The organism is Endozoicomonas sp. ALB091 (assembly GCF_049310265.1).
In the GTDB taxonomy this organism is placed as follows: domain Bacteria; phylum Pseudomonadota; class Gammaproteobacteria; order Pseudomonadales; family Endozoicomonadaceae; genus Endozoicomonas.
The window spans coordinates 40,207-52,989 of sequence record NZ_JBLYNQ010000017.1 but is presented as its reverse complement, the minus strand read 5'-3'; the positions used below and the strand labels follow the sequence as shown (position 1 = coordinate 52,989).

Below are 12,783 nucleotides of genomic sequence, written 5' to 3'. Positions count from 1 at the left end.
TATGTGACTACACCCTTAATTGTGAGCGAATTAAACAAGATCGCTTTGCGTGTGGCATCACTACACCGTTGGCTGCCGGTGGAGGTGCTGCTATTGGTGGTGTTGTAGGCTATAATACTGCAGGCACAATTGCCAGCACTGTCATTGGTGTCTTCGGCGGCCTGTCTGTTGGCGTTTGCTTTTCTTTCTCCGTGTGTCTTTGTGTAAATTGCTGCTCCGATGACTGCGATTACATTAAGCTTCGTGATCGAGAAATCACCACCTCCACCGAACTGGCCCCTCTTGCAGTTGGGCAGCAACATAAACAGGAACCACTATCGGCTGAACCTCCGCATTACCCGGGAATTGGTTGCAACCCTACAGAGTCTGTTCGGTTCCTGTCAGAACCACCTCCGCCTTACTCGGGAACTGGTTCCATCCGCACAGCACCAGTTCAGTCACAGCCAGGACTGTACTCTTCTCCTCCATCGCCAAGCATCGGTAATGTTTGCTCCATTCACCCCACTACTTATGCTATCTCTGAAATCGTTAGTGGTAGATCAACCTCGGAAGTAGCGTCCGGTGCCTACAGGCTGACTTCTGGCGGCTCAACCTCTCTGGGTTTACCGGGCTTCGGCTTTTGGTAATTAATAATGGGGGCTTTCGCAGGTTGGCTGATGAAAAGTGAGGGGCTAATAACAGTGTCGAGTAATCTATGATTATCTTGGTTAATTTGAACAGATCAAAAAAAACCAGTGTCAAAAATCAGGGTCAGGTCCTTCATTATGGACAACAATTGACGTTTTAGTGATAAGTAAAGATATCCGCACAATGAAAGACTTGGCCCCAGCTTACTATGACAAAAAGTAAATATTAAAACGGCTTCAGCACTCGAATAACTGAAATTGTTGACCCGGCGATTAAGTCAGGTCACAGCCATTTAAAACAAGCTTCGTGAATGATAAGGAGGATAAAAGCGGCCAATTATGATAGTTCGATACCAAGAGCTGCTTTGAATAAGGCTTCTATTCTCGCTTTAGCCTGATTATCCCCGCAACGAAAAGAAGGAATATCTAAATCATCCATTAATAGTTCTTTTGCATTCTTTGGGTTATCCGCTGCTCGATAATCATCAACATTCAGACATGCGTTAGAAGCGTACGGATCAAGATCCTTAAAACGGTCACATTTGTTGTTTACGTTAATTAACTCCTGCTGAACATATGTTTCAACAAGATTACGCAAAAAGATCAAGTTTCTTCGTGTAACCTCTTTCAACACGTCCCTACCATGGGATATACAACTTGAAATTTCAGCAATTTTGCTATCCATATCTGGATATTTCTGTTGTATTTTCTGTCGCGTCTTCTCTGCAACTGATACACTGCCAGAAGAAGTCTCTTGAGTCACTGATCCGCGAGATAAGCAGTAGTTTTGACTGTGCCGAGCATTATGTGCCTTGATCAAATAATCGAGCAAATTTTTGCTCTGTAATTCCGTGGCATATCCACCTTTGGATTCAATAAATCGGCTAACCTCTGGACCTAATGTCTCTGCCATAACAGCTTCATAGGCAGGCGGTAAGCTTGAAGCGTTACTTAAATTAGATACATTCATAATTTACCGCTTTAAATTAAATATTCGATTTATAGGACAGGGTATGCTAGGAATAGTTCCTCATACATAAGCACTAAATCATATGCTTTCGAATAGAATAACTAACCAATTGATAACTGCTTCCTGAACCTCCTGATGTACTTCTGCCTGACTGCGGCTGCTGCCATCATCCGTGGTCATGGTCTGGCTCAGGATCACTTTGCTGATGGCCTTGTCCATTCGCTGGCGAAGGGCATCATAGTCAGCGGTGCCCGATCTGGCCGCTTCGATCAACTCAATAATGACGTTATCGGGAATCACTACACCGCTGTCGCTTTGTATGGGATCCAGTGCCTGCAGTGCTTTCTCTCGCTCAATGGGGTCTTGAGCCTGCCCGGGAGTGAGGTAGAGAAAAAGCTTGTCCAAAATTGTTTGATATTGGAAAAATTTTCGGGCAACTTGTTACGCAGCCTCGGAAAGTTGTTGTGCAAGAATATAGAGCACCTTTTCTGACTGGGTTAGCTGCTGCGAGAGTGGTCAAAAAACAGTCGATATCAGTAAAGCTGTCTGACCTGATGCTCTCCCTGATCACCTAACGGCTTATCCACAACATTGTCCACATAAAATCTGGATGATTGCTAGGAGCCTGTCCGAGAATAGACTACCCTACTGCGGTGGCAGCAAATTAGTCTAAAAAGTCGGAAATTTTTAGCAAATAGAACCACTATTCACTAAAAATTTCCGACTTTTTATCCTCAATTTTCTGCCATCCTCGCTACGGGCGCTATTCTCGGACAGGCTCCTAGGCAGCAATACTCCCACAATTTATCATCAGGCATCTTGTGCAATGACAGCATCTTGTATAGGCAAACTATCCACACCGGCAAGAAGGGCGAAAACTTCGGACTCTGATAGATCGTGCCAAGCACCCTTCGACTCCGCTCAGCGTGAACGAAGATTGTGCACGTCAAACTCATTGAAACCATGTACCGGGAGCCTGAAGGGAGTAGCAAGACAAATCAGGAAGTATGATCACCTATTTCATTTGCTCCGTACACTATCGTTTAACAGCAATAAGTCATGGATATGCTGTTTCTCTTTAATGAAGCACACCATACTGTTTAGTGCTGGTTCTGCTGACGGCTAACTGATTGCTCAACGCCCCACACACCAACATTCAGGAGAGGAAACGTGGCTGAGAATACTGCGAGTCAAATAGACCACAGTGTCACCCCGGACGATCATCCAAAAAAAATAACACGAACTATAGTTCTAAATGACGGCAGCCCTGAGAACAAACGACAGGAGTTATTAAATTATTTCCACCAGACGTTTGATCAATATGAGCTGCTGTTTGCAACCCTGGCCTGCCAGGAAGCCTGGTACAAAAAGGCAATACCCCTTCGTCACCCGTTGATTTTCTATTACGGGCACACTGCCGCTTTTTTTGTGAACAAACTGATAACCGCAAAACTGATCTCGGAACGAGTTGACCCTTATATTGAGTCCACCGTTGCCATTGGTGTGGATGAAATGTCCTGGGATGATCTGGACGACAACAATTACCAATGGCCAACCGTGCAACAGGTCCGCGACTACCGCAGTAAAGTCAGGGCACTGGTTTCCGGTTTTATCCGGAACATGCCACTGGAGATACCCATCAACTGGGAGAGTCAGGCCTGGATCATTCTGATGGGCATTGAACATGAACGCATTCACCTGGAAACCTCATCAGTACTGATTCGCCAGCTGCCAATCGCCTGCGTCAAGCCACACAGTTACTGGCAACACTGTCCAGACACAGGGTCAGCACCGGACAACCGCCTGATTGAGATGCCCGGAGGATCACTTCGCCTGGGTAAAGATTACGATGCTTCGCTCTACGGCTGGGACAATGAATATGGCCGCTGCGAGGTTGAGGTGGCCCCCTTCAAAGCCAGCGAATACCTGGTGAGCAATCAGGAGTTTAAAGCCTTTATTGATGCCGGTGGTTATGACAATGAACGCTGGTGGACGGATGAAGGCTGGGCCTGGAACACGTTCAGCAACACGGATGGTAAAGTGCGCCACCCCGAATTCTGGATCCCCGATGGGGACAGTTATCGCTACCGCACCATGCTGGCAGAGATCGATATGCCCTGGAACTGGCCGGTAGACGTCAACTGTCATGAAGCCCAGGCCTTTTGTCGCTGGAAGTCAGAAGTGACCGGCAAACAGATTCAGCTGCCCAGTGAAGCCGAATGGTACCACCTAAGGGAGACCATCAGTACTGACCAGCCCTGGTGGGATAAAGCCCCCGGAAATATCAATCTCGAATACTGGTCTTCATCTTGCCCGGTTGACCACTTCAGAACCGGAGAACTATATGACATTATCGGGAATGTCTGGCAATGGACCACCACCCCCATTGACGGTTATGAAGGCTTCCGTGTCCACCCCTGCTACGATGATTTCTCAACCCCGACCTTTGATGGACGACACAACCTGATTAAAGGAGGTTGCTGGATATCAACCGGCAACTACGCTATTAAAGAATCCCGCTACGCCTTTCGCCGCCACTTCTTCCAGCATGCCGGTTTCCGTTACGTAGAGTCCAGTGCCATGACCAATACCTCCAGCAACCCTTATGAGAGCGATGCCCTGGTTGCCCAATATCTGTCGTTCCATTTTGGGGAGTCTTACTTTGATGTACCCAACTACCCCAAAGCCTGTGCCCGCCTCTGCCATGAAGTCAGTGGCGAGACACCCCGAACACGGGCACTGGACCTGGGCTGTTCAGTGGGACGCACCAGCTTTGAACTGGCCCGCTGGTTTCAACATGTGGACGGCATCGACTTCTCTGCCCGATTCATTTCTGCGGCGGCCGAGTTGCAGGAGCGGGGGAAAATACGCTACCACCTGACCACAGAAGGCGAACTGGGTGATTACTTTATTGCCGATACCACGGAGATGGGGCTGGATGATATCGATACCAGCCGTATCCGCTTTACCCAGGGGGATGCCTGCAACCTGAAACCCATGTTTAACGACTATGATCTTGTTTTTGCCGGTAACCTGATTGATCGCCTGAATAACCCCGCGCAATTTCTGGACATGATCCATGAGCGCATACGCCCCGGCGGCATCCTCGTGATCACTTCGCCCTATACCTGGCTGGAAGAGTATACGCCCCGGCAGAACTGGCTTGGAGGCATCCGTGAAAATGGTGAAGCCCTGGACACCTATACCGGACTGCAAAGAGCGTTGAGCAAACATTTTGAAGAGGTACGCCCCCCCCTCGATCTCCCGTTTGTGATCAGGGAAACAGCCCGGAAATATCAGCATTCGGTTGCCCAGTGCACAGTGTGGCGGCATAAAACGCTGTAATCCGGCCCCGCGCCTCACTTGAAGGCCGGTTGTGTAAGTTTGCTCACTACCGCTACTACAAACTTGCTCAAACCGCCTTCAACGTCAGGCCATGCAGGTAACATTCCCCTTTGAAGCGCGCTATCATAATCTTGCCATCCGGACAATCCGTGTAAGCCTTGACCACCGCATCCGGTGTCACCGGCTCGCCATACAACGGCAGGCCCCTCAGGCAACATCCCTCTATGAAGCCCGCTCTCCTCACCTTGCCTTTCGGAGTATTCGGGAAAGCCTCAACCACTTCTTCCGGGGTGACCGGCTGGCCATAAAGCGACTCCTCTCTCAGGCAGCATTTTACTTTGTAGTGCACCAGCTCCAGCTGGCCTTCCGGAGTATCCGGGAAAGCCTCCACCACCATTTCCCGGGTGACCGGCTGGCCATACAGCGACAACTCCATCTTGCGACAGTCCACTTTAAAGAGGGCCAGCGCCAGATGGCCTTCCGGAGTGTCCGGAAAAGCCTCAACCACTGCTTCCGGGGTGACCGGCCGACCATCCAACAGCGTGCCTCTCAGGCAGCATTTTGCCTTGAAGTGCAGTATCCCCATCTTGCTTTGTGGACAATCCGGAAAAGCCTCGATCACTGCCTCCGGTGTGAGCCGCTGATCATTCCATCGCTGGCAGCCCAGGTAACATTTCGCTTTGTTGTTCGCCCTTTCCACAAGCAGCAATGTCATGGATGTATCGCGGTCAAAAATTTCTTTAATCAGGGAATCTGACCGGAGGCACGACACATGGCGTGTATGCGTCGCACTGAAATTGACGAAATCAGAAAAACTCAACTGCCGGGCAATGAGTTCCAGTGCTTTGTCAGGAAGTGCCGCCAAATGACAGGTATCCGGTTGGTTACGTACTTCCTGCACATGCACCTTCCTGAAACCGAAAAAAGCAAATGGAATATCTGAATCCTCTATTTGAGGATTAAGAATAAATGATTTTAGCTGGAGCGAAACATCAGCGGCTTGATGCATAAGTCAACCTTTGTCTTTTATTCCGGGTTGTTTTGAGCCCGGGCCCAGAAAAAAGTTCCACTTCCGAAAATTTCTGGTTACGCAAGATGATTGCCATGCAATCAGGAACGGGTCTTGTCCCATGTTTCCGGCTTGCCCTGATACACCGTAAACGGAACCTAACCGCTATTTTGAAGTCCAATGATGGTATTTATTGTCTTGTTGTGAAGGGTTTATTTTGCCAGCCACAGCATCAACCAGATCCCACCCAAAACCTGCGGGCCTTTATAACCGACCTGTTGGCTCAAGCCGGTTTAGTGACCACCCCGGAAGGGCCTTTAACGGTAAAAAAGTTGAAAACCATCCATCTTACAGTAGAGGCACAGCTCCCCCCCCGGATCATGGCAAATGTACTGAAGATGCCTTCTGGGAAAAAAAAACATTACAAGGACGCCAAATCACCCCGGCTGATGTGCTCACAGCCTATGGAAGAGACACCACATCGCTTAGAGGTGGTTTCTTCCTGCTAAAACTCTGCTTAAAGAACATTCTTTATGATGATAAAAAAGTCACCCCGGACCAGGTCATTCGGGAATTCAACCGCAAGCCAGGTCGAAATCATAAGTACAAACTAGCGATAGCACGCTTCAAATCGGAATGTTGCCTGAACGGCCTGCTGTTGAATGGTCAGCGGGTAACACCGGAAACGGTGGTTCAGAATTTTCGGGCAATCGGGGCAGCATTGGAGCTGGCACGCTTCAGGCAACATTGCTGTCTGCAGGACCTGGCATTGTTCGGCCAGAAGGTCACGCCGGATTCGGTGGTCAAGGCTTTTCCGGACAGTCCGGAAGGCAGGCTCGGGATAGCGCGCTTCAAAGCAGAATGTTGCCTGAGGGGCCTGCCGTTGTGCGGACAGCAAGTCACACCGGATGCGGTGGCCAGGGATTATCAGGCAATCAGGGCAAAACTGGAGCTGGCGCGCTTCAAGGGGGAATGTTGCCTGAGGGACCTTCCGTTAAATGGCCAGCAGGTCACACCAGCTGAGGTGGTTAAGGATTTTCAGGCGATCAGGGCAATACTGGAACTAGCGCACTTTAAGCAACACTGCTGCCTTAAAGGTCTGGCATTGAATGGCCAGCAGATCACACCGGATGCAGTGGTTAAGGATTTTCTGGCAGCCGGTACACCACTGGAGCTGGCCCGCTTCAAAGCGGAATGTTGCCTGCAAAAACTGCCGCTAAATGGCCAGCTGGTGACACCGGATGAGGTGGTTATGGATTATCAGGCGGCGGGGGCTCCACTGGAGCTGGCGCGCTTCAAAGCGGAATGTTGCCTGAAAGGCCTTCCGTTAAACCACCAGCAGGTCCCACCAGATACGGTGGTCAGGGAATATCTGGCTGTCGGGGCAACACTGGAGCTGGCGCGCTTCAAAGCAGACTGTTGTCTGAAAAACCTGGCGTTGAATGGCCAGCAGATCTCACCGGATGCGGTGGTCAAGGGTTTCCCGGATAGTCCGGAAGGCAGGCTGGGGATAGCGCGCTTCAAAGAGGAATGTTGCCTGGAGGGGCTGCCATTGAATGGCCAGCAGGTGACACCGGATACGGTAGCCAGGGATTATCGTGCAACCAGAGCAATATTGGAGCCCGCACGCTTCAAAGCGGAATGTTGCCTCAGGGGCCTTTCGTTAAATGGTCAGCCGATCACGCCGGATGAGGTAGTCAATGATTATCAGGCAGTTAAAGCAATACTGGAGCTCGCGCTCTTCAAAAAACAATGTTGTCTGAGGGGCCTGTTGCTCAATGGCCTGCCGGTCACGCCGGATGAAGTGGCCGGGGCTTACCCTGATAGCCCGAAAGGCAAACTGGGAATAGCTCGCTTCAAAGCGGAATGTTGCCTGAAAAACCTTTCGTTGAATGGCCAGCCGGTCACGCCGGAAACGGTAGTCAAGGATTATCAGGCAGCCAGAGCAACCCTGGAGCTCGCGCGCTTTCAGGAACAATGTTGTCTGGCAGGCCTGCAGTTGAATGGTCGACAGGTCACTCCGGACCTGGTGCTTAAGGGTTTCCCGGATACTCAGGAAGGCAAATTGGCAAGAGCACGCTTCAAAACCACATGCTGCCTGAAGAACCTGTTGTTGAATGGCCGACAGGTCACGCCGGATGAGGCGGCCAGGGATTTCCCCGATAGTCCGAAAAGCACACTGGGGCTGGCATTCTTCAAAGCGGAATGTTGCCTGAGGGGCCTGATGCTCAATGGCCTGCCAGTCACACCGGAGGCGGTAGTTCAAGATTATCAGACCGCCAGAGCAACAATGGCGCTGGCGCGCTTTAAAGAGCAATGTTGCCTGAAGGGGCTGACGCTAAATGGTCGGCTGGTCTCCCCGGAGGCAGTGGTTAAGGCTTTCCCGGATAGCCCGGAAGGCAAACTTGAGATAGCACGCTTTAGCGCAGAATGTTGCCTGAAGGGTCTGGCGTTAAGTGGTCGGCGGGTTACACCGGAGGCGGTGGTCAAGAAGTTCCCGGATAGCCCGGAAGGCAAACTGGGGTTAACGCACTTTAAAGCAGAATGCTGCCTGAGAGGCGTGCCGTTGAATGGCAGGCAGGTCACACCGGATGAGGTGGTTCAGGGTTTCCCGAATAGCCCGGAAGGTAAACTGGGCATAGCGCGCTTCAAAGCAGATTGCTGTCTCAGGAGCCTGCCGTTAAATGGCGAGCAGCTCACACCGGATCTGGTCGTTACGGCTTTCCCGGATAATCCGGAAGGCAAACTGGGGTTAGTGCGCTTCAAAGCGGAATGCTGCCTGAAAGGCCTTCCATTAGCTGGCCAGCCGGTTACACCGGATGCGGTGGTCAAGGACTTTCAACGCGGTGGCTGGTTGTTCGAAAGCGCTATTTTTTATGCTCTGCTGGCATTGAATGAAAGAGCATTGAATGGCAGCTATCTGGATAACCAGAAAGTATTATCAGCGTTTAATAAAGCCCTCGGGAATTATTCGTTAAAGCAAGCCGAATACCTGATACAAAGGTTGGTTCAATCTCAACGGTACAATGCCATCAAAGAGGCTCAGGAGATCATTCACCAGGCCTGGCAAATCTTAAACAGCGTACCGGTCAAAGAAGAGCAACGTCGCCTGCAATGTATTCTGCAATTCATAGCTATGCAGCTTGAACTACCAATTGACCATCAAAAAGTGTCGGCAGCACAGGTATGGCAATCCATCCAAACCCTCAGGTGCTCATTTCAGAAATCTCAAATCCATTTTTTCTTCCTGGCACACTGCTGTATCACCGGCCAGCCTGTTAATGAACGACAGATCCATAAAGATCAGGTACTGGAATACCTTAAGAATTTTCCTGAAGGCAGCAATCTGCGTAAGGCTTTAGGCTCATGGTTTGAACAATGCCGCTCCGAAGACAGTGTACTGGATTGTTTACTGTTTAAACGAGAAAATGCCTTTATCAGTGATTCTCCTGATGGATGCGCAGTCTTTGCAAGTCAATATATAAGCTTCAGCTCACCCTGACACACCATGAGTGGAACCTGATAATCATTTTCAGGTCAAATCGCAGTATTTATTGGCCAATGTCTTGAGGATGCTTTTTGGGGCAACAAGCCATTGCAGGGACGAAAAGTTACCCCTGCTGCGGTGCTTGCAGCATATAGCAATGGTACATCATCTCTGAGAAGTGGCTTCTTCCTGCAAAAACTCAGCCGGAACTAATTAATGTCTGACTGGTCATACTCACAGCATTGTTCTGCATGCAAACAATCAAATAGAAATTCTCGCACCAATTAATGCCATATATTTGAGGAGAACCAACAATGATTTCATCTTCTGCGCAACTCATACCAACTCCATTAACAGGGGCGAAATCACCTGTCAGTACCACAGAAAATACCCAGACTGAGAAAGCCGCCGTAAACCCGGAACTTCAAACACTCCAGGATGTTTTTTCAGACCGATTAAAAAAGGCAGAGAGCCTGTTAAGCGATAACCTTTACGTGATAGATGCAATCTTTGATCTTTTCAGGGGTATTGCCCCTTCTCATAACGCTGACGACAGTGACCGCTGCATAGAGCAGGATAATCGTAATTTCGCGGCTCTTGCTCTGGCCCAGTGTAATCTTGCCAGTATTGAGGGTATTTCAAAACTTCAGCAAGTTTGTAACATTCAAAATAATATTTTCAAAAAAGTCCTTCTGCTTGAGGATCCATCAGGTGCAACAAGTGAAGAACCCACACTAGAAGCACTGGAAAGAGATCTGGGAGCCATTTCAAGGGAAGATAATCAGATCAAGTCCGAGTCAGGTTCTTATTGCATGGGCATTGAACGGCAGGGCTTTGCAGAACAGCAAATCGAAGCGTGGTTTCAGGAAGATAAGCAGCAACGCGTTAAAGATGCACTGATGCTGTTAAAGAATCAGATAACATCAGGTGGCGATATAGGCCGTATCGAGGCACAAATTATGAAGCTGAAGCTTGAAACAGCTGGAGACCTGGCCACTTTTTCTGCTCATTTCAAATACCCTAATCCTGAGATTTTCAGCCAGGCAAGAGAAGAACTTCTGAATAAATCCAGTGATTTAGAACAGCATTTCACCAATAAGGAAAACCTGACCCGCGCTTTACAGGGCAACGTTCCAGAAGACCAAATGGAGCAATTAATTCAGGCGTTATCCCACCCTGTATCTGAGATGACCACAAAAGCAATGGTGCTGGCTTCAATCATCACGCACCACACGGAGAAACACCTGAAGTCTTACTTGAAAGCTGCCCAGATTTTGTCACTGAAAACACAGGCGCAGGCAGACAATCCAGCACTCTCAGACAGCACTGCCCTTGCAATGGGTCTGGAGCGCAGTGATGCAATGGTTAGAGAGCATTATCAAGGCGGCGCAAAATCCGCCGCCAGCAGTGCTGCTGACGCGCTGATTAATAGCCTGGCACCATTGCCTGAAGATCTGACGGCAATGGCTTAAGCCTATCCGATTCCGTGGTGCCCTTTGATATTTTCAAGGGGCACTTAAACCAGTTCCACCTTTTTCTTTCTGATCCAGTAAGAAAAAACAGCATCCGTCTCTTGATGCTGAAGAAGCTGGTGCTCCAGGAAATTACAGAACTTGGGGATATCACGTTTCGTGGAAGGGTCAGTCGCCAATACCCGAACCACCTCACCGGAAGCCATATCCCTGATTTTATTATGCAGCAGCATAACCGGCTCCGGACAGAACAGGCCACAGGTATCCAGCTCATGCTGCACTTCAATAGTGCCAGCGTTCTCTTCAAGCAACATGTCTGACATCAAACGTTAAACCAGTCTTTCAAACCAGCTCCTCATAAAAGGTCATGTCGGGCTGCAAACCAGACATCGTTGTTACTAAAATGGCGATACACCCAGATCAGTCCCAGGCCCCGGGCGGCCATAAAAACCGTGTAAGCAAGCCACAGGCCCTGATTTCCCATATCACGAAACAGGAACCAGACCGGGAGAAACACCAGAACCGTGGCGATCAGCATCGTGCTCTGCATCATATCGGTTCTGACCGCGCCAATAAAGACGCCATCCAACCAGAAACACCAAACGGCAATCAGCGGCATGGCTACCAGCCAGGGCAGGTAAACAGACGCTTGTTCTGCAACCTCCGGGATATTGGTCAACCAACCCAGCAAAGCCTTCCCCCCAAGGCCAAGCAACAGACAGAACAGCCCGCCACAGATCAGGGAACACCAGCCGGTTACCCGCACTACCTGATGAAACTGTCGGCGATCACCTTTGCCAATGGACTCACCGGTCAGGGCTTCAGCTGCGTGCGCGAATCCATCCAGGCCATTGGAAATCAGCACCATCAGATTCAGCAACAGCGCATTGGCAGCAAGCACTTCATCCCCCAGGCGAGCGCCCCGGGCGGTAAAAAATGCCTGTACTGATAACAGACACAATGTACGGACAAACAGGTGGCGATTGAGCATGATCAGCCGACGAAACGCAGCCATATCAAACACCATGTCAGCACTGAACCGGCCATCATCACCGGCCAGAATTTGCCTCACCAGCAACAACCCAAGAGCCAGCGCCAGATAATCAGCAATCACCGTTGCCAACGCGGCACCCTGGGTTGCCCAGCCCAGACCAAGGACCAGCAACAGGTCCAGCACAATATTGACGGCATTACCCACAACCAGGATAAACAACGGCCCCTTCGGCATTTGCATTCCTATCAGCCAACCAATCAACGCATAGTTAACCAATACGGCTGGTGCTGAAAATATCCGGATCTGAAAGTAGATTTCAGCCTGCCTAGCCACCACATCACTGGCTGCAAATAAAGGCAACGCCAATTGTAAAATCAACGGGGAGCAGAGAATCAGCAGCAAGCCTGTGAGAACCGCAAAAACCACCGACTGTAACAGCCACTTTCTCAGGGCATAACGGTCATTGCGGCCCTTTGCCTGGGCAACCAGCCCGGTGGTCCCCATTCTCAGAAAACCGAAAGCCCAGAAAAGCATGCTGAACAGGGTTGCCGCAACGGCAACACCACCCAGATATTCCGGTGCAGAGAGATGACCAAGAACAGCCGCATCCACCAGCCCCAGCAGCGGTACCGAAATATTGGAAATAATGGCAGGCCAGGCAAAATGCCACACCCGCCGATAAGTTGCCGAAGCCGATAGCAAGGGGTCAACTCCTTCTGCGCCTTAATCACAAGGGAGTATTTTATAGAGCGTCTTTATGAACAGAAATAAGTAATCATTCACGTTCATCACTTACACCATTTTCTCCTATAGCAGTAAGAATAAGAACTTTTTCATTCTAAAGCTGTCTAACTGTTAAGTAATTTGCAACTGCAAGAAT

At 49.8% G+C, this 12,783-nt stretch carries 8 protein-coding genes; 3 read left to right on the top strand and 5 right to left on the bottom strand.

Translation table 11 applies throughout. The annotated features are described in order from the left end of the window. Window positions 1-963: 963 nt before the first annotated feature. Window positions 964-1,596, bottom strand: a complete 633-nt coding sequence (locus tag ACO6UX_RS24175; protein WP_422450891.1) for a hypothetical protein — start codon at window positions 1,594-1,596, stop codon at window positions 964-966. A 78-nt stretch (window positions 1,597-1,674) separates the two neighbouring features. After that, window positions 1,675-2,001, bottom strand: a complete 327-nt coding sequence (locus ACO6UX_RS24170) for a phage portal protein family protein (protein ID WP_422450890.1) — start codon at window positions 1,999-2,001, stop codon at window positions 1,675-1,677. A 765-nt stretch (window positions 2,002-2,766) separates the two neighbouring features. Here ACO6UX_RS24170 and ovoA point away from each other — a divergent pair. Beyond that, window positions 2,767-4,941 (top strand): 5-histidylcysteine sulfoxide synthase, encoded by a 2,175-nt coding sequence (ovoA, locus tag ACO6UX_RS24165; RefSeq protein ID WP_422450889.1) that lies wholly within the window; start codon window positions 2,767-2,769, stop codon window positions 4,939-4,941. A 67-nt stretch (window positions 4,942-5,008) separates the two neighbouring features. Here the strand turns inward: ovoA and ACO6UX_RS24160 are convergent, their stop codons facing one another. Continuing rightward, a complete protein-coding gene (locus ACO6UX_RS24160) occupies window positions 5,009-5,950 on the bottom strand; it encodes a hypothetical protein (RefSeq protein ID WP_422450888.1) in 942 nt (313 codons plus the stop codon). 217 nt (window positions 5,951-6,167) lie between these two features. Between ACO6UX_RS24160 and ACO6UX_RS24155 the strand changes: the two genes are divergently transcribed. Both ACO6UX_RS24155 and ACO6UX_RS24150 read left to right on the top strand, forming a co-directional pair. Next, on the top strand, window positions 6,168-9,452 hold the full coding sequence (locus ACO6UX_RS24155) for a hypothetical protein (RefSeq protein ID WP_422450886.1): 3,285 nt from the start codon (window positions 6,168-6,170) through the stop codon (window positions 9,450-9,452). A 299-nt stretch (window positions 9,453-9,751) separates the two neighbouring features. Then, window positions 9,752-10,909 (top strand): hypothetical protein, encoded by a 1,158-nt coding sequence (locus ACO6UX_RS24150; RefSeq protein WP_422450885.1) that lies wholly within the window; start codon window positions 9,752-9,754, stop codon window positions 10,907-10,909. Between the two features lie 44 nt (window positions 10,910-10,953). On the opposite strand, the gene tusA is transcribed toward ACO6UX_RS24150, so the two are convergent. Continuing rightward, complete coding sequence (gene tusA / locus ACO6UX_RS24145) at window positions 10,954-11,232, bottom strand: sulfurtransferase TusA (RefSeq protein WP_422450883.1); 279 nt, start codon at window positions 11,230-11,232, stop codon at window positions 10,954-10,956. A 32-nt stretch (window positions 11,233-11,264) separates the two neighbouring features. Continuing rightward, window positions 11,265-12,605 carry an MATE family efflux transporter gene (locus ACO6UX_RS24140; protein WP_422450882.1) on the bottom strand — a complete coding sequence of 447 codons (1,341 nt, stop codon included), beginning with the start codon at window positions 12,603-12,605 and terminating at the stop codon, window positions 11,265-11,267. Window positions 12,606-12,783 lie beyond the last annotated feature (178 nt).